Source organism: Rhizobacter sp. P2_H3, from assembly GCF_056403355.1.
The window spans coordinates 1-22,790 of the sequence record NZ_JBFUFQ010000086.1; the positions used below are offsets into that span (position 1 = coordinate 1).

Below are 22,790 nucleotides of genomic sequence, written 5' to 3' on the forward strand. Positions count from 1 at the left end.
GCGCGGTCGACGCGCTGCGCGAGGCACGGCGGCCGGTGTTCTACGGCGGCGGGGGCCTGATCAACGCCGGCCCCGCCGCGTGCGCGGCGTTCGCCGAGCTGGTGCGCCGCTGCCACGCGCCGTGCACGCTGACGCTGATGGGCCTCGGCGCCTTCCCGGCATCGAGCCCGCAGTTCCTCGGCATGCTGGGCATGCATGGCACGCTGGAGGCCAACCTCGCGATGCATGACGCCGACCTGGTGGTGTGCGTCGGCGCGCGCTTCGACGACCGCGTCACCGGGCGGCTCGACGGCTTCTGCCCTGAGGCGCGCTTCATCCACGTCGATATCGACCCGACCTCGATCAACAAGGTCGTGAAGACGCAGGTGCCGCTGGTCGGCGATTGCGGCTGGCTGCTGCAGTCGCTGCTGGAGATGCTCGGCCCGCAGCCGCTCGACCCGCAGCGGCTCGACGCGTGGTGGGCGCGCATCGACGGCTGGCGCGCGCAACGCTCGCTCGCCTTCGACGACACGCCGCACCAGATCGCGCCGCAGGCGCTGCTGGCGCGGCTGCAGTCAGCGCTCGACGGCCGCGACGCGATCGTCTCGACCGACGTCGGCCAGCACCAGATGTGGGCCGCGCAGCACCTGCGCTTCGACGCGCCGCGGCGCTGGCTCACCTCGGGCGGGGCCGGCACGATGGGCTACGGGCTGCCGGCGGCGATCGGCGCGCAGGTCGCGCACCCGGGCCGGCTGGTGGTTTGCGTCAGCGGCGATGCGTCGATCCTGATGAACATCCAGGAGATGGCCACGGCCGTGCAGGCGGGCGCACCGGTCAAGGTGGTGCTGCTGAACAACGGCCACATGGGCATGGTGCGGCAGTGGCAGCAGCTGGTGCACGGTGGGCGCACCAGCCAGAGCGCGCTCGACGTGCAGCCGGATTTCGTCGCGCTCGCGAAGGCTTTCGGCTGGCGCGCGCGCCGCGTGGATCAGCGCGGCGCACTCGACGAGGCGCTCGCCGAGTGCCTCGCGAGCCCGGGCCCGTTCTTCCTCGACGTGGTCGTGACGCCCGAGGCGAACTGCTGGCCGATGATCCCGGCCGGCTGTGCGCACGACGAGGTGCGGCTCGGATAGCAGGATCAGGTGGCGTGGATCGGAATGCTGCCCGCCGGCAGCGCACGCGCCCGGAGTTGTCCGCAACCGCCCTCCACGTCCTGCCCCGCCGACTGCCGCAGCGTCGTCAGCACGCCGCGGCCGTGCAGCGTGCGCGCGATGGCCTCGGCGCGCTCCGCGCTCGRCCGCCGGAAGTCCAGCCCCTCGTTGGTGTTGTACGGAATCATGTTCATGATCGCGTACTTGCCGCGCAGCAGCCGCACGATGCCGTCGATCTCGTCGTCGCCGTCGTTGATGCCGTCGAGCAGCGTCCACTGGTACTGGATCGGGTAGCCGCTGGCGCGCGCATAGCGTTCGCCGAGCTCGACCAGTTCATCGGGCGCGATGCGCGGCGCGCGCGGCAGCAGCTGCTCGCGCAAGGCCGCCTTGGTGGTGTGCAGCGACAGTGCCAGCGCCGGCTTCACCGGGCCTTCGGGCAGCCGCTCGAACACCCGCGGGTCGCCGACGGTCGAGAACACCAGGCTCTTGTGGCCGATGCCGCCGGCGGTGCCGAGCAGCTCGATGGCCTCCATCACGTTGTCGAGGTTGTGGGCCGGCTCGCCCATGCCCATGAAGACGACCTTCTTCACCGGCCGGCGCGCGCGGGCCAGCGCGACCTGCGCGACGATCTCGGCGCTGCCGACCTGGCGCAGCAGCCCGTCGCGGCCGGTCGCGCAGAACACGCAGCCCACCGCGCAGCCGACCTGGGTCGACACGCACAGGCCGTCGCGCGGCAGCAGCACGCTCTCGACCGCCTGGCCATCGGGCAGCTCGACCAGCAGGCGGGCCGAGCCGTCGTCGGCCGGGTGCTCGGAGCGCAGGCGCGCCAGGCCGTCGAGCTGTTGCACCAGCGCCGGCAGGGCCTCGCGCAGCGCGAGCGGCAGGAAATCCTCCGGACGGCGCTTGCCGGCATCCTGCGGCAGCGCGCGCGACCACTGGCGCAGCACGCGTTCCTCGTGGACCGGCTTGGCGCCGAGTTCGCGAAGCTGCTGGCGGAGGGTGGTGATGCGCATGGGAGACGGCGAAGAGGCGCCACAGTCTAACGGGCCACGGCGGGGCCACGTCGAGGGCCGACGCCGAAGCCCGCCTTGCGCGACACTCGCTGCTTCGCATCATCACCGCCCAGACGTACGCCATGACGTTGCCCGCCACGCCCACGCCCCGCTTCGACATCTTCTACAAGTACGACGCCCTGACCCAGCTGCTGTTCGACTACGCCGCCGCGCACCCCGGCCTGGTGCAGGTGCAGTCGATCGGCAAGAGCCACGAAGGCCGCGACATCTGGCTCGCGACCGTCACCAACACCGCGACCGGCCCCGACACCGACAAGCCCGCGTTCTGGGCCGACGGCAACATCCACGCCGCCGAGCTGACGGCCAGCACCACCTGCCTGTACTACCTGCACCACCTGGTGACGCAGTACGGCCAGGGTGACGAGATCGGCCGCCAGGTCACGCAGCTGCTCGACACCCGCGTGATCTACCTGTGCCCGCGCATCAACCCCGACGGCGCCGAGCTCGCGCTGGCCGACCGGCCGCGCCACATCCGTTCGTCGACGCGCAGCTACCCGTACGACGAGGAGCCGGTCGAGGGCCTGACGCTCGAAGACGTGGATGGCGATGGCCGCATGCTGACGATGCGCATCCCCGACCCGCACGGCACCTACAAGAAGTGCCCGCAGGACGAGCGGCTGATGGTGCCGCGCGAGCCCGGCGAGTTCGGCGGCGAGTACTACCGGCTGATGCCCGAGGGCCTGCTGAAGAACTACGACGGGCTGACCGTCAACGTGAACCGCGACCAGGAGGGGTTGGACCTGAACCGCAACTTCCCTTCTGCCTGGCGGCAGGAGTTCGAGCAGGTCGGCGCCGGCCCGTACCCGGCCAGCGAGCCCGAGGTGCGGGCGATGGTCGAGTTCATCCTGAAGCACCCGAACATCGGCGCGGCCATCAGCTACCACACGCACAGCGGCGTGATCCTGCGGCCGATGGGCACGCAGAGCGACGACGACATGATCCCGGAGGACCTGTGGTCGTACAAGCGCTTCAGCGCGATCGGCGAGAAGCTCACGGGCTACCCCGCCATCAGCATCTGGCACGACTTCAAGTACCACCCGAAGGAGGTCATCACCGGCACGCAGGACTGGGTGTACGAGCACCTGGGCGCGCTGTTCTGGGTGGTGGAGCTGTGGTCGCCGAACAAGGAGGCCGGCATCAGCGGCTACAAGTGGATCGACTGGTTCCGCGACCACCCGGTGGAAGACGACCTGAAGCTGCTGAAGTGGAGCGACGAGCAGTGCGGCGGCCAGGCCCACGTCGAGTGGAAGCCCTTCCACCACCCGCAGCTCGGGCCGGTGGAGATCGGTGGCTGGGACAAGATGAACTTCTGGCGCAACCCGCCGCCGGCGCTGCGCGAGCGCGAGGCGGCGCGCTTCCCGGCGTGGATGGACCAGATCGCGCTGAGCCTGCCCAAGCTGGAGCTGCTGCGCACCGAGGTGCGCGCGCTCGGCCCCGACACCTGGCGCGTGCGCCTGGCGGTGTGCAACAGCGGCTACCTGCCCGCCTACGTGAGCAAGCGGGCGCTGGCGCGCAAGACGGTGCGCGGCACGATGTTCGAGATCCACCTGCCGCCGGGCGATGCGACGGTGTCGCTGGTCAGCGGCAAGGAGCGCATCGAAGGCCCGCAGCTCGAGGGCCACGGGCCGAAGAGCACGCTGCAGGCCTTCCTGCCGACGCGCGAGGTGACGGCCGACCGCGCGGTGGCGGAGTGGGTGGTGCGCGCGCCGAAGGGCACGCGGCTGGCACTCAGCGCACGCGCGGACCGCGCCGGGGCGGTCAAGACCGAGGTCGTGCTCGACTGAGCTGCGGCTAGAAGTGGTACTCGGCCTTCAGCGAAGGCGCCGACACCTTGGTGCCCGCCAGCGATGACGGGTTGCCGAACTTGTTCTTGATGTACTGGTAGCCGAGGCCCGCATAGAAGGTCTTCGGCGTGCCGGCGGCCGAGCCCACGTCCCACAGCAGGCCCATCTCGGTCCAGGTCTCGGCCGCGGTGTCGCCGCCGAAGCCGTCCTTGCCCTTCTCGCCGGTCCAGGTGCCCCAGCCCTTGAACACCGCCGGCAGCCCGGCGTTGAAGTCGAAGCTCCACACCGTCGCGAGGCGCGGCGCCGCATCGAAGTTCACGTGCGTGCCGGCGATCGAGTTGTTGTTGTTCTCCTTGTAGTACAGCAGCCCGAGCGTCAGCAGGCCGGGCACGTCGAACTCCACCTTCGGGCCGGCGATGTACTTCGTGAGGCCGGCGCCGAAGGCATCGTTCTTCGAGTTGAAATCGAAGCCGAACTGGAAGCCGACATCGCGGATCGGGCCGAACTTCATCGGCTTGCCGCTGACCTTGCCGAAGCTCACGGTGTTGCTGTAGGTGGCATACACCTCGTGCGCGCCGCGGTCGCTATTGTTGGCCGGGTTGTTCTCGTCGGAGGCCAGCATGTCGATCGAGAAGAAGTTGACGCCGTACTTGTAGCCGCCCACGTATTGCAGCGTCGCGACCTTCTTCTTCACGTCCGCGTCGCTGCCGGGTTCCTTGAACTTGTTGCCATAGGTGAAGCCGATGAAGGCGTCGCTCCACTCGGCGGCATGGGCGGCGGCAGCGCAGGCGGCCAGCGCGGCACAGGCCGCGACCTTCGACAGGGTTCGTGTACGCATGGGGGAATCCTTCGGGATGGGGTTGGTGATGCGGCGGAACAAGCCGGCACCGTCTCGACGCATGCCCCGGCTTGGCGCATGCGATCCCGATGGGTACCGGCTTGTATGCAAGTCAGCAAACCCCATGCCATCGATGGGGCCTCCCGGCGCCCACCGTCCTGTGCGGCGGATCAGCCCAGTTCGTCGCTCGACGCGCTGCGCGGCAGGATCGGCGCCTCGCTCATCGCCTGGCGCCACACCTTCTTCGGCAGGAAGGTGCGCAGCTGCTCGATCGCCTTGTCGAGCAGCGCCGGGTGCAGCTCGTGGCCGATGCCGGGCAGCACGTCGGCGGTCACGTCGCCGCCGAGCGCGAGCAGGCGTTCGGCCGAATCGATCGCCGGGCCGCAGGGCAGCACGCGGTCGGCCATGCCGTGGAACAGGTGCACGGTGGTGTCCTCGGGGGCGTGCCCGGGCGCGGTGGCATGGCGGCCGCTGAAGGCCAGCACGCGGCCGGCCAGCGCCGGCTCGGCCTGCACGGCCTCGAGCGCCATGATCGCGCCCTGCGAGAAGCCGGCCAGCGCGGTGCACGGCCACGACATGTTCAGCTGCTGCTGCACGCTGCGCACCGTCGCGATGAAGCGCGGCAAGGCCTCGGCGACGCGCTGCGGGCGGTTGTCTTCGGTGATGCCCTGGATCGAGAACCACTGCCAGCCGCTGCCGCCGCCCCCGCCCGATTGCCCGCCGTCGAACGGATGCGGCGCATCGAGGCAGACCACGGCCGCCTTCGGGTACTCGGCGACCAGCCGCTGCGCGAGCGGCGCCATGTGCGAGGCATTGGCACCGACGCCGTGGAACAGCAGGAACAGCAGCTCGGGCGAACCGTCGGCGGGCAGGTGGGCGAGGGCGGTGGCAGGCATGGGTCTTCTCCGGTCAACGTGGGAGTGTGATGTGGTGGCGCCCTGGTGCCGAGCAAGGGGTTTGAACGCAGCGTTCAACGCGCGTGGGCCTCAGTCCAGCAACCCCCCCGACCGCTTCACCAGCACCTGATTCCTCCGCCGCTCCGCCGCGATCTGCTGCACGAACGCCTGCTGCGTCCCTCCCGCCGGCAGGTTGTGCGATTCACGCAGCCGCGATGCCACAACATCGCTCGCCAGCAACCGGCCGATCTCGGCGTTCAGCCGGGCCACCACCGCCGCCGGCGTGCCGGCCGGCGCGAACACGCCGAACAGCGAGCCGATGTTGGCCTGCGGATAGCCCAGCTCCGCCAGCGTCGGCACCTCCGGCAAGGCATCGAGCCGCGACGGCGCGCCGACCGCCAGCGCCTTCAGCCGCCCGGCCGCCAGCAACTGCAGCTGCGCCGACGCGACGTTGGTCGACAGGATCTCGAACTGCCCGCCGAGCGCATCGTTGATCTGCGGCCCGCCGCCCTGGTACGGCACATGCGTGATGTCGACGCCGCTTTGCAGCCGCGTCTGCGCGAGCACCATGTGGCCGCTGGTCGCGATGCCCGACGTGGCCCAGCGAACCTGCCCGGGATGCGCGCGCGCCTGCGCGATCAGGTCCGCAAAACTGTGGCCGGTGAACGCCGGCGTGCCGGCCACCAGCACCGGTGTGTTCATCACGCCGGCCACCGGCACCACGCTGCCCAGCAGGTCGCGCGGGCCGCCGGCCAGCAGCGGTTGCAGCGTCAGCGGCGAGATGGCCGAGAACGCGAGCGTGCAACCATCCGGCACGGCGCGTGACAGCACCTCCATGCCCAGCGCGCCGCCGGCACCGCCCCGGTTCTCGACGACCACCGGCACGCCCAGCGCTTGCGCCAGCGGCTCGGCCAGCGTGCGCGCCATCGCATCGCTGACGCCGCCTGGCGGGTAGACCACGATCAGGTGCACCGCCCGGTTCGGCCACGGAGCACCCGCTGGCGCAGCGGCGGCCATGACAGGCCACGCCAGCGCGGCGCGCACGATCTGTCGACGGGTCGCGTTCATGCCTTCACCTGCTTCGATGCCAGCTCGCGCGCCAAGGCCGTGAAGCGCTGCGCCGGCAGGTTGTCCTCATCGTTGCGCGACACCAGCGTCAGCGGTGCATCGAGCGACCCGCTGCCCGCCAGCCGTCGATAAGCGATCGCATGCGGATGCGCGCCGGTCATCGAGGCCGGCACCACCGACAGCCCCGCGCCAGCCGCCACCAGGTTCAGGTTCGTCATCATCCGGTCGACCTCGGCGACGATGCGCGGCCGCAGGCCCTTCGCATGGCACAGCGCGAGCAGCTCGGCATACAGCCCGGGCGCACCGGGCCGGCGCACCAGGATCAATCCCTCGCTGCACAGCTGCGCCAACGTCAGAGGTCGCGCGGCCGCACCACTGCGCTTCGACGCCGCCGCGAACGCATGGTCGCTCGGCATCGCGGCCATCACCGGCTCGCGCAGCAGCGTCTCGAACTGCAGGCCCTCGGGCCGCGCGACCGGCACCCGCAGCAGCGCGCAGTGCAGCCGGCCGGCCGACAGCGCCTCGGTCAGCTCGGCGGCGTTCTCCTCGCGCAGCTGCAGCTCCACTTGCGGGTGCAGGCGCCGGAACGCGCGCAGCAGCTCGGGCATGAAGCGGTGCGCCGCGGCCGAGCTGGTGAAGCCGATCGCGAGCGTTCCCTCCTGCCCCTGCGCGACGCGCGCCATGCGCTGCGTCATCGTCTCCATGCCCTGCAGCATGCGCGTGGCCTCGACCTGGAACTGCCGCCCCGCATCGGTGAGCGCCATGCCGCGCGGATGGCGGCGGAACAGCGACAGCCCCAGCTCGCGCTCCAGCGCATGGATCTGCTGGCTCAGCGGCGGCTGCTGGATGCCCAGCTGCTCGGCCGCACGCGTCATGTGGCCGGTCTGCGCGACGGCCGCGAAATAGCGGAGCTGTCTCATCTCCATGGCGTCATCTCCATATGTTTTTCGTATCGGAATGGCCTGCTGATTTTATTTGACCGCAGATCAGGCACGCGCCTATCGTCGCGGCGCTGTTCAACCAGAAGGCCCTCGAGGCCTCAGACCGGAGACAAACCCATGGGCCCTGGCCGCCGCCTGGACGGACGCGTCGTGCAACGCATCCGTCCCTTCTTTTCCATCCTCGCGCTGTCCGCGCTACTCGCCGCTTGCGGCGGTGGCGGCGATGACGGCACCCCTGCGCCCGAGGGTCCGCCGGTCGCCACCGGCACCGCGTGCGCGGACCTCGCCGGCCTGACGTTCACGGCCGCGCAGATCGGCCTGCCGACGCAAGGCGCCAGCGTGACCAGCGCCACTTTGGTCGCCGCCACCGACGCCGGCAACACGCTCGGCGACTACTGCCGCGTGCGCGGCACCATCGCCCCGGTCGACCCGCAGGCGCCGGCCATCACCTTCGCCGTCAACCTGCCGGCGCAGTGGAACCACAAGGCCATCCACTTCGGCGGCGGCGGCTTCAACGGCACGCTGATCGACGGCACCGAGCCGCTGCGCTTCGGCCCCGCCGGCAAGCCGGCGCCGCTCGCGCTCGGCTATGCGACCTTCGGCGACGACGGCGGCCACCAGAGCAGCAGCATCACCGACGGCACGTTCGCCGCCAACGACGAATCGCTCGCCAACTACGGCGGCCAGTCGCTGAAGAAGACGCACGACGTCGCGATGCTGCTGGTGAAGACGCGCTACGGCGCGGCGCCCGACAAGGCGTACTTCCTCGGCACCTCCACCGGCGGGCGCGATGCGCTGCTGCACATCCAGCGCTGGCCGGCCGACTACGACGGCGTGGTCGCCAACGAGCCGGCGCTCAACTACAGCGGCACGCGGCTGTCGAACGTGGCCGTCGGGCGCGCGCTGTATGCGAACGGCGGCGCCGGCTGGGTCAACCTCGCGAAGACGCTGCTGGTGCAGAAGACCGTGCTGGCCGCTTGCGACAAGCTCGACGGCGCCGCCGACGGCATCGTCAGCAATGTCGAGAGCTGCCGGAAGCTGAACCCGCAGATCCTTGCGACGCTGCGCTGCGCCGGCGGCACCGACGGCGGCGACAGCTGCCTGTCCGATGCCCAGCTGACGACCATTCGCACGATCGAGTCGCCGCTCGAACTGAACGGCTACACGCTGGCGAAGGGCGTCACGCGCGCCGGCGGCTACAACATCCTCGAAGGCACGCTGGTCGCCGGCCCCTCCACCTCGCGCGATCTCGGCACGCGCCCGGTGCCGGGCAACCCGGCCACCACCGCCGATGCCAACGTCTACGTCACCGGCGACCAGTGGGCGAAGTACTTCGTCACCCGCGATGCCGGCTTCGACACGCTGACGCTCGACCCGGTCACGGGCGGCGCCTGGGCCGCGCGCATCTCCGCGGTCTCGGCATTGACCGACGCGCTCGATGCCGACCTGTCGCCGTTCCTCGCGCACGGCGGCCGGCTGATCCTGCTGCACGGCCTGGCCGACGAGGTGATCAGCAACAACTCGACGATCGAGTACTACGGCCGCGTGAAGAGCAGCGTCGGCGATGCGGCCACCGAGCAAGGCATCCGCTTCTACACGGTGCCGGGCATGGGGCACGGCACGGGGGTCTTCCTCCCGAGCTGGGATTCGCTGGCGGCGCTGGAGACGTGGGTCGAGAAGGGCGTGGCACCTGAGACCGGCGTCGTGACCGACACCGTCGCCGCGACCGCCGGCCGCACGCGCCCGCTGTGCCGCTTCCCGGCATGGCCGAAGTACAAGGGCAGCGGCAGCCAGGACGCCGCGTCCAACTACAGCTGCGTGCAGGAGGCGGCCGATCCGCTCGCCTGCCCCAACCTGCCGGCCTCGGCGATCACCTACAAGGGCGGCAACCTGTTCGGCGAGGAACTCAGCGTCGCGCTCGACCCGGCGGCGATGGCCTACACGATCACGATCGACGCCAGCGGGCAACGCGCAGCCGGCACGCAGCGCAGCGGCGCGTTGCTGCCGAAGGGCAACTGCGTGTTCTCGAGCGGCGAGAACGGGGCCGACTTCACGTTCGGCGCCGGTGGCCTGCTGCAGGGCGGCGTCGCGGCGCCGACCGGCGGCACGTCGATCGGCCTGATCGCGTTCCAGAGCACCTTCCAGAACGCGGCGACGCCGACGGTGTTCAACCCGATCGCCAACATCTTCGACGTGGCCGGCGTGCAATACGGCGCCGACGGCGTCGCGACGGCCTACGCCGCGTCGTCGCGGGTGCGCAATGCCGGCACCTTCCAGCACTGCCAGGATCCGGCCAGCGGGCGCTTCATGACCTACGACGCCGCCTGCACGTCGACCGCGAAGGGCTACGTCACCTACAACGGCACGCGCAACGCATTCGACGTGTTCACCACCTCGCCGACCGGCGGCGCCACCACCACCGGCGGCACGCTGTCGGGCTCGGTCGTGTTCGGCCAGGTCGGTGCGACCACGGTGCCGCTGTTCCTGGTGCGCGACCCGTCCGGCGCGCACGGCCTGCGTTTGTACGCACCGCAGACGCCGCTGGCCGCCGGCAGCGCCGACGGGCACTTCGCGCTCGCCGCGAGCGACGGCAGCCAGGCCGCTGCGGTGGTGTCGGGCACAAGCCTGACGCTGGGCAGCAACACCGGCACGCTGGCCTACGACGCGCCGGTGCTGGGCGTCGCGCAGAGCAGCGGTGCCGCCGCGGGCAATTTCGTGTTCAATGCCGGCGTGCTGGGCTATGTGTCGACCGGCGCCGGCGCGGTCTACCAACTCGGGATCAGGAACTGATGATGAAGAATGCCTCGGGACGCTGGCGGGCCTGGGCCCTCGCCGCGTCGCTGGCCGCGGTGATGCCGATCGCGCGCGCCGAGCCGCAGGCGGCGCCTTGTCCCGAAGGCGTGGCGGCCGACGCGCACTGCTACAACGGCCGCGATGCGGAGGGCGCGCTGTATTGGATCGCGATGCCCGCCGACTGGAACCAGGTGCTGGTCGTGCATGCGCACGGCGGGCCGGAGGTCGGCACGCCGTCGCTCGCGCGCAGCGCCGAAGACCTGCAGCGCTGGGCCGTGATGGTGAAGGCCGGCTATGCCTGGGCCGGCTCCAGCTACCGGCGCGGCGGCTACGGCGTCACGATGGCGGCTGAAGACACCGAGCGGCTGCGCCGGCTGTTCATCGAGCGCTTCGGCAAGCCGCGCCGCACCGTGCTGCATGGGCAGAGCTACGGTGCCGGCGTGGCAGCGAAGGCGGCCGAGCTCTACGGGCCGCCGGCCTACGACGGCGTGCTGCTCACCAGCGGCGTGCTGGGCGGCGGCAACAACGCCTACGACTTCCGGCTCGACCTGCGCGTGGTCTACCAGCAGGTCTGCCACAACCACCCGAAGCCTGATGAGCCGGCCTACCCGCTGTGGCAGGGCCTGCCGCTCGATTCGAAGCTGACGCGTGCCGAACTGGCCGAGCGCGTCAAGGAGTGCACCGGCGTCGGCCTGCCGGCCGCGCAGCGTTCGCCGGAGCAGGCGGCGCGGCTGCACACCATCCTGTCGGTGGTGCACATCCCCGAGCGCAGCCTGCTCGGCCACCTGCAGTGGGGCACCTGGCTGTTCCAGGACCTGACGCAGAAGCGCCTGGGCGCCCGCAACCCGTTCGGCAACGCGAAGGTCGTCTACAGCGGTTCGGGCGACGATGCCGCGCTGAACAAGCAGGTGCTGCGCTACGCCGCCGACCCGCAGGCGGTGGCGGCGCTCGCGGCCGACAGCCGCCCCACCGGCCGGCTGAAGCTGCCGGTGCTGACGCTGCACGCCATCCATGACCCTACTGCCTTCGTCGAGCTGGAGAGTGCGTACCGCGAGATCGTCGAGGCGGCCGGTGCGTCGTCGTGGCTGGTGCAGACCTTCAGCGACGAGGCCGACCACAGCTACCTGGGCGACCCGGAGTACCCGGCGCTGCTGACGGCGCTGCTGCGCTGGGTCGACGACGGCGAGCGGCCGAGTCCGGAGGGCGTCGCGAAGCTGTGCACGGCCAACGAGGCGCGCTTCGGCGGTGGCTGCAAGTTCCGGCCGGAGTACCGCCCTGCACCGCTGTCGTCGCGGGTGCCGGAACGGGTGCCCTGAAGGCCGACGGCAATCTCGTACAAGACCGCCGGCCGCCGAGGCGCGACACTGCGCCGATGACGCCTCCCGCCCTGCTCACCGGAACCCTGTTCGCCCTTGCCGCCGGCCTGATGTGGGGCCTCGTGTTCGTCGGCCCGCTGATGCTGCCGGAGTACCCGGCCGCGCTGCAATCCTTCGGCCGCTACCTGGCCTTCGGGCTGATCGCGCTGCCGCTCGGCTGGCTCGACCGTGCGCGACTGTCGCAGCTGACCCGCGCCGACTGGATCGAGGCGCTGAAGCTCGCGGCGATCGGCAACGTCGTCTACTACCTGTTCCTCGCGAGCGCGATCCAACGCGCCGGCGGGCCGCTGCCGACGATGATCATCGGCACGCTGCCGGTCGTGATCGCGATCTGCGCCAACCTGCGGGGTCGACGTGGCGAGGGTGCCGGCGGCGAGCCGATCGCCTGGGCGCGGCTGCTGCCGTCGCTGCTGCTGATCGGCGCGGGCATCGGGCTCGTCAACCACGTCGAGATCGGGCACCTGCGCGCCGATCCGCAGGCCGACCTGGGCCGCTATGCCTGGGGTGCCGTGCTGGCGGTCGGCGCCGTCGTCTGCTGGACCTGGTACCCGTTGCGCAATGCCGACTGGCTGCGCGCCCACCCGGACCGCAGCCCGCGCAGCTGGGCGACGGCACAGGGCCTGGCGACGCTGCCGCTCGCCGCGGTCGGGTATGCAGGCACGTGGCTGTGGATGGCGCTGCAGGGTGATGCAGCGGGCGGGGGCTTCGCGATGCCCTTCGGCCCGCGCCCCGGCGATTTCATCGCGCTGATGTTTGCGATCGGCCTGTTCGCCTCATGGCTCGGCACGCTGTGCTGGAACGAGGCCAGCCAGCGCTTGCCGACGGCCCTGGCGGGGCAGTTGATCGTGTTCGAGACGCTGTCGGCGCTGGCCTATGCGTTCGTGCTGCGCCGCAGCTGGCCTCAGGCCGAGACCTTGGCGGGCGTGGCTTTGCTGGTGGCCGGCGTGCTGTGGGCACTGCGCAGCAAGGCGGCGACGCCGGTCGCGCTGACCTCGGAGCTGCACCCCTGAGGGGCTTCTTCGCCCGGCGCGTCATCGTTGGCCGCGTCGGTGACGACATGCGACGCCACGGTGGCGACCAGGCGGCGGTTGCGGTACCAGGCGCTGACGCGCTCGGCGGCTTGCAGGGTTTCGATGTTCATGATCAGTCGGCATTGAAGTTGAAGCAGCCCGGTCGCGCCGTGCGCGGCCCGGGCCGGGAGCGGTGATGCGAGATCGATCGGGCGATCAATCGTCGATGCGCTTGCCGATGTCCTTCGCGACATCGGCGACCTTCTTCTTCGCATCGCCGTACGCGGCTTGCGACTTGCCGGCCACCTGGTCGGCGACGCCTTCGGAGCGCAGGCGGTCGTTGCCCACGACCTTGCCGGTGGTTTCCTTGATCTTGCCCTTGACGTCTTCGACGCGGCCCTTGACCTGGTCCTTGTTCATGGTGACTCCTTGTTCAAGGCAGCACGGTGTGCGCTGCGGTGAACACAGTGTCGGCGTCGATGCGGGGCAGGTCTGTCGGACGTGGCCGCGTTCGATGTCGGACAAATCCGTCCGTTTCTGTGGGGTCAGGCGGCCAGCGCCTCGTCGAGCACCTCGATCCAGTGGCGCACCGGGATCGCCGTACCGCTCTGCAGGTGCTGGATGCAGCCCACGTTGGCCGAAATGATCGCCTGCGGCTGCAGCGCGTCGAGGTGGCCGAGCTTGCGGTCGCGCAGCTGGTACGCGAGCTCCGGTTGCAGCACCGAGTAGGTACCGGCCGAGCCGCAGCACAGGTGGCTCTCGCTGGCCGCGACGCGCACCTCGAAGCCGAGCGTTGTCAGATGAGTCTCGACACCGCCGCGCAGCTGCTGGCCGTGCTGCAGCGTGCACGGCGGGTGGAAGGCGAGCGAGCGCAGCCCGGCCTTGCCGTCGCGCAGTTTCATGCGCGGCTTCAGCCGCGGCACCAGCTCGGGCAGCAGCTCGCTGAGGTCGCAGGTCAACTCGGCGATGCGCCGGGCCTTCTCGGCATAGGCCGGGTCGCGGGCGAGCGCATGGCCGTAGTCCTTCACCGTCACGCCGCAGCCGGACGCGTTCATCACGATCGCCTCGACCTGGTTCGACACCACCTGCGGCCACCAGGCGTCGATGTTGCGGCGCATGTCGTCGAGCCCGCCGTCGATGTCGCCCAGGTGGGTGCGGATCGCGCCGCAGCAGCCGGCCTCGTCGGCCACCACCGTCTGGATGCCGGCCGCGTCGAGCACGCGCGCGGTCGCGCTGTTGATGTTGGGCGCCATCGCCGGTTGCACGCAGCCCATCAGCAGCAGCATCTTGCGCGGGTGCTGGCGCGTCGGCCAGCGGTGCGCCGCCGCGCCTGCTCGGGGCGGCACCTTGTTGCGCAGCGTCGACGGCAGCAGCGGCCGCACTGCCTGGCCGAGCTTCAGCGCCGGCGCGAACAGCGGCGAGGTCAGCCCCTCCTTCAGCAGCCAGCGCACCGCGCGTTCGCCGCGCGGGCGCTCGACGCGCGCGTCGACCAGCTTGCGGCCGATCTCGACCAGCTCGCCGTACTGCACGCCCGACGGGCAGGTGCTCTCGCAGTTGCGGCAGGTCAGGCAGCGGTCCAGGTGCTGCTGCGTGCTGCGCGTGACCGGCTCGCCCTCGAGCACCTGCTTCATCAGGTAGATGCGTCCGCGCGGGCCGTCGAGCTCGTCGCCGAGCAGCTGGTAGGTCGGGCAGGTCGCGGTGCAGAAGCCGCAGTGCACGCACTTGCGCAGGATCGCCTCGGCGGCGTCGCCGTCGGGCGTTCCCTTGAACTCGGAGGACAACCTGGTTTGCATCGATCAAAGATCCGGGTAGAGGCGGCCGGGATTGAACACGCCCTGCGGGTCGAAGGACTTCTTCAGCTCGCGGTGGATGCGGTCGAGCGGCGTGCGCAGCGGCGCGAACGCGCCGGCCGACTTGTCGTTCGACATGAACAGCGTCGCATGGCCGCCGACCAGCGTCGCCGCATCGCGCACCAGCGCCGCCGGCAGCGCGGTGCACAGCCAGCGCTGCGCGCCGCCCCATTCGATCAGCTGCTCGCCCGACACGGCCAGCGGCGGCGCGGTCGGCGGCACCGACAGCCGCCACAGTGCGCCGCCGTGCTCCACCGCCGCGCGCGCCTTCTCGAAGTACTCGTCGGTCTGGTTGCGCAGGCCGCGCCAGAACGTGATCGCCTGCGTCGGCTCGATCACGTCGCCGCCGAGCGCGGCGAGCGCCGACTGCACCGCCGCGAGCGCGCCGCGCAGCCGCACGACGAGCATGCCGTCCCACCAGGCGCTGGCATTGATCGGCAGCGGCAGGCCGGTCCATTCGTTGATCTTCTGCATCGCGCTGATCTGCGCCAGCTCGAAGCGCACGGTGGCGGTGGCCGGTGCGAGCGGCAGCACCTTCAGCGAGACCTCGAGGATCACGCCCAGCGTGCCGAGCGAGCCGGCGAGCAGCCGCGAGACGTCGTAGCCGGCGACGTTCTTCATCACCTGGCCGCCGAAGCTGAGCACCTCGGCGCGCCCGTTCAGCAGCGTCGCGCCGAGCACGTAGTCGCGCACCGCGCCGACCGCCGCGCGCGGCGGGCCCGACAAGCCGGCCGCCACCATGCCGCCGACGGTGCTGCCCGGCCCGAAGTGCGGTGGCTCGAACGGCAGGTACTGGTTCTTCTCCGCGAGCGCGGCCTCGAGCGTCGCGAGCGAGGTGCCGCAGCGCGCGGTGACGACGAGCTCGGTCGGTTCGTAGCTGGAGATGCCTTCGAGCACCGTGGTGTCGAGGATCTCGCCCTGCGGCGGCTCGCCGTAGAAGTCCTTGGTGCCGCCGCCGCGGATGCGCAGTTGCGCACCGGCGGCGCGGGCGGCTTCGACCTTGTCGACGAGGATCTGCAGTGCGGGGTCGTGGGTCATCAGGACATCAGAAGCGGGGAATGTCGGCGAACGGCAGCAGCCCGCGCTTCACGTGCATGCGGCCGTACTCCGCGCAGCGCACCAGCGTCGGGATCACCTTGCCGGGGTTCAGCAGCCCGGCCGGATCGAACGCATGCTTGACGGCCAGCATCTGCTCGCGCTCGGCATCGGAGAACTGCACGCACATCGACGACAGCTTCTCGACGCCCACGCCGTGCTCGCCGGTCACCGAGCCGCCCATCGCGACGCTGGTCTCGAGGATGTCGGCGCCGAACAGCTCGCAGCGGTGCAGCTGGTCGGGGTCGTTCGCGTCGAACAGGATCAGCGGGTGCAGGTTGCCGTCGCCGGCATGGAACACGTTGGCGCAACGCAGCCCGTACTTCTTCTCCATCTCGCCGATCGCGAGCAGGATGTCGGCCAGCCGCTTGCGCGGGATCGTCGAATCCATGCACATGTAGTCGGGGCTGATGCGCCCGCTCGCCGGGAAGGCGTTCTTGCGGCCGCTCCAGAAGCGCAGCCGCTGCGCCTCGTCCTTGCTGACCTCCATGCGTGCCGCGCCGCTGCCGGCCAGCACGTCGAGCATGCGGCCGATCTCCTCGGCCACCTCTTCGGGCGTGCCGTCGCTCTCGCACAGCAGGATGGCCTGGGCGTTCAGGTCGTAGCCGGCGTGCACGAAATCCTCGACGGCGGCCGTCATCGGCTTGTCCATCATCTCGAGCCCGGCCGGGATGATGCCGGCGGCGATCACGTTGGCGACCGCGTCGCCGGCCTGCCGGATGTCGTCGAAGCTCGCCATGATGCAGCGCGCGAGCAGCGGCTTGGGCACCAGCTTCACGGTGACCTCGGTGACGACCGCGAGCATGCCCTCGCTGCCGACCAGCACCGACATCAGGTCGAGCCCGGCGGCGTCGAGCGCCTCGGAGCCGAACTCCACCGCCTCGCCCTGCGCGGTGAAGCCGCGCACGCGCAGCACGTTGTGGATCGTCAGCCCGTACTTCAGGCAGTGCACGCCGCCGGAGTTCTCGGCCACGTTGCCGCCGATGGTGCAGGCGATCTGGCTGCTCGGGTCGGGCGCGTAGTACAGCCCGTAGGGGGCGGCCGCCTCGCTGATCGCGAGGTTGCGCACGCCGCACTGCACGGTGGCGGTGCGTGCCAGCACGTCGACCTTCAGGATGCGGTTGAACTTGGCCAGGCTCAGCGTGACGCCCAGCGCATGCGGCAGCGCGCCGCCGCTCAGGCCGGTGCCGGCGCCGCGCGCGACCACCGGCACGCCGAGCCGGTCGCAGGCGCGCAGCACCGCGGCGACCTGGTCCTCGGTCTCGGGCAGGGCCACCACCAGCGGCTGCTGGCGGTAGGCGGTGAGGCCGTCGCATTCGTACGGCACGGTGTCTTCGCCGCGCGACAGCAGCGCATGCGCCGGCAGCAGCGGGGACAGTTCAGCGACGACCTGCGCGCGGCGTTGCGCGCGTTCGTCGGCGCTGGGCGCACCGGCACCGGTCGCGTGGACCGGAAGAAGGGCATTCACGGGGTCAGGTCTCCCACATCGGCCTGTTCGACGAGCCCACGACTGTAGCGCGTGCTCATGGCGCTTCGGCCGCGTACAGCACATGCGCGCGCAGCGGGTGGCCGGCGGCGATGCGCGGGTGATCGAACTGCGCGCGCTGCGCCAGGCCGATGCGTTCCATGACCCGGCGCGACGGCTGGTTGTCCAGCGCCGTGAACGAGACCACCTGCGGCAGGCGCATCACCTGCCACGCATGATCGAGCACGAGACGGGCGGCCTCGCTGGCGAAGCCCTGTCCCCAGGCCGCGCGCACCAGCCGCCAACCGATCTCCCGGGGATCCGGCGCGATGCCTGGCACCGGAAGCTCGAACGGCACCGCAGAGAGCCCGACGAAGCCGGCAAACGGCAGGCCCGGCACTTCCAGCGCCCACAGCCCGTGCCCGAACTGCTCGATGTGCAGCCGCGCACGTGCCGCGAAGGCATCGCTCTGCTCGCGCGTCAGCGGCGCGAGGAAATGCCGCATCACCTGCGGGTCGGCGTTCATCGCGGCGAAGGGGGCGAGGTCGTCGTCACGCCAGGGCCGCAGCGTGACACGCCCTGCACGCAGCGTGACCGGTGCATGAAGGCTCATGCGGCGGTCGTGAACACCGTCAGCACACCGGTGTAGCCGTAGAGGTGGTGGCGCGCGATCTCGCCGGCGGCGAAGAAGCCGACCAGCGGCACGTCGCCGAGCGCGCGCCGCACGATGGCGAGCTCGGCCGACGGCGCGCCGAAATGCGGGCCGCCGCGGCCGGCGCAGCTCACGTAGACCGCACCGGCCATGCGGCGCGCCGCATGCGGGGCCGAGCTGCCGTCGGGCCCCTGCTGCAGCGCGAGCGCGGTCTCGCGCGGCATCGTCTCGGGTTCCAGCTCCTCGCGGATCTCGCTGCAGATGCGCACCAGGTCGCGCCGCGCCGCCTCGGTGCTGCGGGTGCAGAACGCCAGGTGCATGCCGGGTTCGACCTGGTCGCTGACCGCGACGCCGCGCTGCTGCGGGTCGATGCCGACCAGGTGGCGCACCCGCGTGTCGGTGCCGAACTGGCCGGGCCGCGCCATCAGGTCGTCGCGCGGGTCGCTCAGGCCGACCAGCGTCTGGCGCAGCCGCGGCAGCGCCTCGCGCGGTTCGTCGCCGTCGATCTTCAGGTCGCGCAGCAGGCAGTCGAGCGCCGGCTCGTCGTCGAGCTGCGCGACCACGTTGCGCTCGCCCTGCGTGATGCGGCGTGCCGGGCCGACCGGCTGGCAGCCCTGCGTCACGCGCGAGACCAGGCTCACCTCACGGCTGAACGCGACGCCGGACAGGCCGCCGTCGAACACGCCGTCGGCGATGTGCAGCGCCTGCGTGCGCGCCGACGCGAGGCCACCGAACAGGTAGCCGGTGGCGGTGCGGTCGCTCATCTCGGTGATCAGCTCGGCCAGGTCGGTGGCGCCCGGGTCGGCATGGACCTGCGCAGAGTTGGGCGCGAAGCCCGCATCACCATGCAGCGGTGCCGCCCCCGAGAACACGCGGAACTGCTCGCGCGGCAGGTCCGACAGCATCAGCGCGAGCGCCGGCTCGTCGAAGTACTCGACGCCGTTGGCCGCGATGCCGACGCCCACCGCGCCGACCCAGGCCACGCCCGGCCAGCGCTGGCGCAGCTCGGCCAGCAGCTCGGTGGCATGTGGCGCGTAGTGGTCGCTGAGGTAGACCCAGCCGAGCGTCGGCTCGCTGATGTGCGCACCGCCCGGGTCGGCACGTTGCGCGTCGATCTGCGCGGCCGACAGCGCGAGCGCCATGCGCCAGTCGGGGTGGGTCGCGTGGGCGTGGGCGAACAGCTTCATCGCGGCGGGCTCCTCAGCGGCGCGGCGCGGCACGCTTGCGGGCGGCTGCGGTGTTGGCTGCGGTGTTTGCCGCTGTCTTGGCGGCCGTCTTGGCCACCGCCCTGGCCGTCCGCACCGTCTTGATCGCCACCTCGCCCGGCATCGTCGCCGCGCGCTTCAGCGTCTGCCCGGCGGCGTCGACCGATTGCTTGACCAGCGCGCCGGCCAGGTTGCGCGCCGCATCCGACGCGCTGTCCTTCATCGCGGTGGCGGCGAGCTCGGTGAACTGCTTGGTGAGGGCGCCCCACCATTGCATCGGGTCGACGGCGGCGGGGTTGGCCGCGGCGGTGTCGTTTTTCGAGCGGGCCTTCGCGTCCGGCTTGCGCGCCGGCGCGGGGTCGGCTGCTGGTTCTGCAGCAGGGGTGGCCGCGGGCCTGGCCGTCAGCGAATCGCGCAGGTCTTCCATCTGCACGTTCATCGTCTTCAGCGTCGACAGCGTCATGCGCTGCACCTCGAGGGCCTGGATCGTCGCGCCCAGCATGCGGGCGTTCTGCTCGAGCCAGAACTGCACGGTGCGCAGCTCCTCGATGCGCTTCTCGAGCTCCTCGGGGTTCAGCGTCGGCGCGACCCACTGGCCGATGTTCGGCAGCGCGGCGCCGGCGTTCTTCACGAGCCCCTGCAGGAAGTCGAAACCGGGCACCAGCTTCGTGAAGTTCGGGGCCTCGGCCATGGTGTCTCCTTGTGGGCAGCTGTTGTCTTTTGGACAGCCGATTGTGCACGCCTTGCACGGGCCGCACACACACGCAACCCCTAGCACCCCCCTACCTGAAAACTCTTGCAGGTGAAGGACGAGCGGCGTTGACGCGACCCCCGCTTGTGCCCGACCCTGAGGGCGCGCCGCTGACTGTCGGCGCTTTTGCTTCCAACCTCACAAGGGAATGAGACATGACAAAGCGATCCATGCATCGAATCTCTCTGCGCAGGGTGTTGTCAGCCCTGCTGGTCCTGACGGGCGCTACCGCGCTCTCGGCCCATGCCGGCGTCCTGTCGGCAGCAGCGGCGGCCCAGAGCATCACCGCAGTACCCCAGGCCGACGTACCGACCCCCACCGACCGGCTGATCATCAAGTACCGCAGCGGCGCAGCCGGCGCCGCGTCCACGGCCTCCACCACCGAACGCAGCGTGCTGCACCGCAGCGCGCAGGATGTCGCGCTGCGCGCCGGCGTGCAGATGCAGCTGTTGCGCATCGGCGCGCTCGACACGCACGTGATGAAGTTCGACCGCCGGCTGCCGCAGGCCGACGTCGCCCAGATCGCACGTGACATCGCGGCGTCCGACCCGAACGTCGAGTACGCCGAGCCCGACCGCATCCTGCATGCGTTGTTCGTGCCGAACGACACGCAGTACGGCCAGCAATGGCAGTACTTCGAAGCCACGGCCGGCCTGAGGCTGCCGGACGCGTGGGACAAGTCCACCGGCACCGGCGTCGTCGTGTCGGTGATCGACACCGGCTACCGGCCGCACGCCGACCTGGCGGCGAACATCCTGCCCGGCTACGACTTCATTGCCGACACGGCCACCGCCAACGACGGCGGCGGGCGCGACAGCGATGCGAAGGATCCGGGCGACTGGATCACCGCCGGCGAATGCGGCACCGGCAGCACGGCCGAATCGAGCAGCTGGCACGGCACGCACGTGGCCGGCACCATCGCGGCGGTCACCAACAACGGCAGCGGCGTGGCGGGCGTGGCGTTCAACGCCAAGGTCGTGCCGGCGCGCGTGCTGGGCAAGTGCGGCGGCTACACCTCGGACATCGCGGCGGCCATCATCTGGGCCTCGGGCGGCACGGTGAGCGGCGTGCCGGCGAATGCCAACCCGGCGCGCGTGATCAACATGTCGCTGGGCGGCAGCGGCGCGTGCGACACCACCTCGCAGAACGCCATCACCTCGGCCCGCAGCCGCGGGACGGTGGTGGTGGTGGCGGCCGGCAACAGCAATGCCAACGCCTCCGGCTTCTCGCCGGCGAGTTGCAGCGGCGTCATCACCGTGGCGGCCACGAACCGCAGCGGCGGGCGTGCCTACTACTCGAACTTCGGCGCCATCGTCGACGTCGCGGCCCCGGGCGGCGACGTGCGCTCGAGTGCGGCGAACGGCATCCTGTCGACGCTGAACTCGGGCGCGACGACGCCGGGCGCCGACAGCTACGACTACTACCAGGGCACGTCGATGGCGACGCCGCACGTGGTGGGCGTGGTGGCGCTGATGCTGGCGAAGAACCCGTCGCTGACGCCGGACCAGGTGGAGACGCTGCTGAAGTCGTCGTCGCGGGCCTTCCCTGCCACCTGCTCGCAGTGCGGCGCGGGCCTGGTGGATGCCAACGCGGCGGTCGATGCAGCCGGTGGCGGCACGACGACACCGCCGACGCCGGTGACGGACACCGAGTCGAACAACACCATCGCGACGGCGCAGGCGGTGAACAAGAACTCGCTGGTGTCCGGCACGGTCGCCAGCAGCTCCGACACCGACTACTTCAAGGTGACGGTGGCGAGCGGCAGTTCGCTGACCGCGACGCTGACGCCGAACAGCAGCTCCGACTACGACCTGTACATCTACAACGCCAGCGGCACGCAGCTCGCGAAGAGCGAGAAGAGCACCGGCCTGGTCGACTCGGCCTCGGTGACCAACAGCGGCGCGAGCGCGGTGACGTACTACGTGCGCGTGCTGTACTACAGCGGCGGCACCGGCGCCACCAACGGCAAGTACACGCTGGGCATCAACTGATCAGCGCTTGAAGACGATGCGCTCGACGCGGTAGCCGCGGGCCTTCAGCAGGGCCGGGAGGCCCTGCGGCCCGATCATGTGCAGGCTGCCGACGGCGGCGAACACCCGTTCGCCGCCCTCGTGCCAGGCCGCGACCTGCTCGGCCATCGCCGGGTTGCGCTCGTCGAGCATGCGCTTCATGTCGCGCCGGTCGTCGGCCGTCTTCATGCAGTCGCACCAGCTCGCATAGCGCTCCAGCTCGTCGAGCTTGCTGCCCGACCACACGTCGGCGATGCGCTTGAGCATGCGCCGCGTCTGGCCCTTCTCGAGGTCGGCCAGCGTGCGGTCGATCATCTCGACGCGCTCCTCGGGCGTGCCGCCGGTCAGCATGTCGAGCTGCATCTCCGGCGTCTCCAGCGAATCGACCTGCTTGCCCAGCTGGTGGCCGAGCAGCGCGATGAAGGCGTCGATGCCATAGGCCGGGTCCAGCCCGTCGGCGCGGCCGGCCGTGACGGCCAGGTTCAGCGCCAGCAGCACCGGGCTCAGCGAGCGGCTGATCGCGTCGGGGATGCAGGCGGCGCGCGCCTGGCCCTGCAGGCGTTGCTCCAGCGCCGCGGGCAGCGGCTCGCCGCCACTGGGGGCTTGCGCGGCACCGAGCCGGCGCGCGATGTCGGCGTCGGTGATGTCGAGTTCGAGCGCGATGCGCTGGCTCTCGCGCAGCGCGGCGGCGACCGCCGGGCCCGGGATCACCCAGTCGGGCCGCGCGACGTGCATCGTGCCGTACAGCCATGAGTCGTGACCGCCCTTGCTGAGGCGCCACAGGAAGCCGCGGTCGCGCGAGCCGCCGGGATCGGACTGCGCCCTCAGCGCACGCGCCTGCTGCGCGGCGGCCT

The 22,790-nt window shown here is 71.1% G+C and carries 19 protein-coding genes; 6 read left to right on the forward strand and 13 right to left on the reverse strand.

The annotated features are described in order from the left end of the window. On the forward strand, positions 1-1,112 hold a 1,112-nt coding region (locus tag AC1D1T_RS16975), incomplete at its 5' end, for a thiamine pyrophosphate-dependent enzyme (protein ID WP_477992191.1). Between the two features lie 5 nt (positions 1,113-1,117). Here AC1D1T_RS16975 and AC1D1T_RS16980 read toward each other — a convergent pair. Then, positions 1,118-2,143 carry an RNA methyltransferase gene (locus AC1D1T_RS16980; protein ID WP_477992192.1) on the reverse strand — a complete coding sequence of 342 codons (1,026 nt, stop codon included), beginning with the start codon at positions 2,141-2,143 and terminating at the stop codon, positions 1,118-1,120. Between the two features lie 122 nt (positions 2,144-2,265). Here AC1D1T_RS16980 and AC1D1T_RS16985 point away from each other — a divergent pair, with 122 nt between their 5' ends. Next, the gene (locus AC1D1T_RS16985) at positions 2,266-3,987 is read left to right on the forward strand and encodes a M14 family metallopeptidase (protein ID WP_477843526.1); all 1,722 of its coding nucleotides are present in this window, start codon (positions 2,266-2,268) and stop codon (positions 3,985-3,987) included. Positions 3,988-3,994: 7 nt separating this feature from the next. Here AC1D1T_RS16985 and AC1D1T_RS16990 read toward each other — a convergent pair whose 3' ends face one another. The 4 genes from AC1D1T_RS16990 to AC1D1T_RS17005 all read right to left on the reverse strand — a co-directional run bounded on the left by AC1D1T_RS16990 (position 3,995) and on the right by AC1D1T_RS17005 (position 7,715). Continuing rightward, a complete protein-coding gene (locus tag AC1D1T_RS16990) occupies positions 3,995-4,825 on the reverse strand; it encodes an outer envelope protein (RefSeq protein ID WP_465110390.1) in 831 nt (276 codons plus the stop codon). A gap of 170 nt (positions 4,826-4,995) precedes the next feature. After that, the gene (gene ypfH / locus AC1D1T_RS16995; RefSeq protein WP_477825405.1) at positions 4,996-5,721 is read right to left on the reverse strand and encodes an esterase; all 726 of its coding nucleotides are present in this window, start codon (positions 5,719-5,721) and stop codon (positions 4,996-4,998) included. A 90-nt stretch (positions 5,722-5,811) separates the two neighbouring features. Beyond that, on the reverse strand, positions 5,812-6,789 hold the full coding sequence (locus AC1D1T_RS17000) for a Bug family tripartite tricarboxylate transporter substrate binding protein (RefSeq protein ID WP_477825404.1): 978 nt from the start codon (positions 6,787-6,789) through the stop codon (positions 5,812-5,814). Then, the gene (locus tag AC1D1T_RS17005) at positions 6,786-7,715 is read right to left on the reverse strand and encodes a LysR substrate-binding domain-containing protein (RefSeq protein ID WP_477839487.1); all 930 of its coding nucleotides are present in this window, start codon (positions 7,713-7,715) and stop codon (positions 6,786-6,788) included. The genes AC1D1T_RS17000 and AC1D1T_RS17005 overlap by 4 nt, the downstream gene beginning before the upstream one ends. Before the next feature lie 132 nt (positions 7,716-7,847). Between AC1D1T_RS17005 and AC1D1T_RS17010 the strand changes: the two genes are divergently transcribed. The 3 genes from AC1D1T_RS17010 to AC1D1T_RS17020 are packed head-to-tail and all read left to right on the forward strand — an operon-like array spanning position 7,848 to position 12,909. Next, a complete protein-coding gene (locus AC1D1T_RS17010; RefSeq protein WP_477825402.1) occupies positions 7,848-10,520 on the forward strand; it encodes a tannase/feruloyl esterase family alpha/beta hydrolase in 2,673 nt (890 codons plus the stop codon). A 2-nt stretch (positions 10,521-10,522) separates the two neighbouring features. Next, the gene (locus AC1D1T_RS17015) at positions 10,523-11,839 is read left to right on the forward strand and encodes an alpha/beta hydrolase family protein (RefSeq protein WP_477825401.1); all 1,317 of its coding nucleotides are present in this window, start codon (positions 10,523-10,525) and stop codon (positions 11,837-11,839) included. Between the two features lie 56 nt (positions 11,840-11,895). Then, complete coding sequence (locus AC1D1T_RS17020; RefSeq protein WP_477825400.1) at positions 11,896-12,909, forward strand: DMT family transporter; 1,014 nt, start codon at positions 11,896-11,898, stop codon at positions 12,907-12,909. Between the two features lie 216 nt (positions 12,910-13,125). Here the strand turns inward: AC1D1T_RS17020 and AC1D1T_RS17025 are convergent, their stop codons facing one another. From AC1D1T_RS17025 to AC1D1T_RS17055, 7 genes are all read right to left on the reverse strand, one after another. Continuing rightward, positions 13,126-13,329 (reverse strand): CsbD family protein, encoded by a 204-nt coding sequence (locus tag AC1D1T_RS17025; RefSeq protein ID WP_047509724.1) that lies wholly within the window; start codon positions 13,327-13,329, stop codon positions 13,126-13,128. 125 nt (positions 13,330-13,454) lie between these two features. Beyond that, positions 13,455-14,702 carry a glycolate oxidase subunit GlcF gene (glcF, locus tag AC1D1T_RS17030; protein ID WP_047509726.1) on the reverse strand — a complete coding sequence of 416 codons (1,248 nt, stop codon included), beginning with the start codon at positions 14,700-14,702 and terminating at the stop codon, positions 13,455-13,457. A 3-nt stretch (positions 14,703-14,705) separates the two neighbouring features. Then, entirely contained in the window at positions 14,706-15,797 is a 1,092-nt protein-coding gene (glcE, locus tag AC1D1T_RS17035; protein WP_477825399.1) for a glycolate oxidase subunit GlcE, read from the reverse strand. A gap of 7 nt (positions 15,798-15,804) precedes the next feature. Further along, a complete protein-coding gene (locus AC1D1T_RS17040; RefSeq protein WP_477839493.1) occupies positions 15,805-17,322 on the reverse strand; it encodes an FAD-linked oxidase C-terminal domain-containing protein in 1,518 nt (505 codons plus the stop codon). 55 nt (positions 17,323-17,377) lie between these two features. After that, the gene (locus tag AC1D1T_RS17045; protein WP_477825247.1) at positions 17,378-17,932 is read right to left on the reverse strand and encodes a GNAT family N-acetyltransferase; all 555 of its coding nucleotides are present in this window, start codon (positions 17,930-17,932) and stop codon (positions 17,378-17,380) included. After that, positions 17,929-19,158: an FIST signal transduction protein gene (locus AC1D1T_RS17050; RefSeq protein ID WP_477839495.1), complete on the reverse strand. Its 1,230-nt coding sequence runs from the start codon at positions 19,156-19,158 to the stop codon at positions 17,929-17,931. The genes AC1D1T_RS17045 and AC1D1T_RS17050 overlap by 4 nt, the downstream gene beginning before the upstream one ends. A 13-nt stretch (positions 19,159-19,171) precedes the next feature. Then, the gene (locus AC1D1T_RS17055; protein ID WP_477825249.1) at positions 19,172-19,867 is read right to left on the reverse strand and encodes a PhaM family polyhydroxyalkanoate granule multifunctional regulatory protein; all 696 of its coding nucleotides are present in this window, start codon (positions 19,865-19,867) and stop codon (positions 19,172-19,174) included. Positions 19,868-20,097: 230 nt separating this feature from the next. Between AC1D1T_RS17055 and AC1D1T_RS17060 the strand changes: the two genes are divergently transcribed. After that, positions 20,098-21,918, forward strand: a complete 1,821-nt coding sequence (locus AC1D1T_RS17060) for a S8 family peptidase (protein ID WP_465110401.1) — start codon at positions 20,098-20,100, stop codon at positions 21,916-21,918. On the opposite strand, the gene AC1D1T_RS17065 is transcribed toward AC1D1T_RS17060, so the two are convergent. Beyond that, positions 21,919-22,790: TraB/GumN family protein (locus AC1D1T_RS17065; RefSeq protein WP_477992193.1), on the reverse strand; the 872-nt coding region annotated here is incomplete at its 5' end.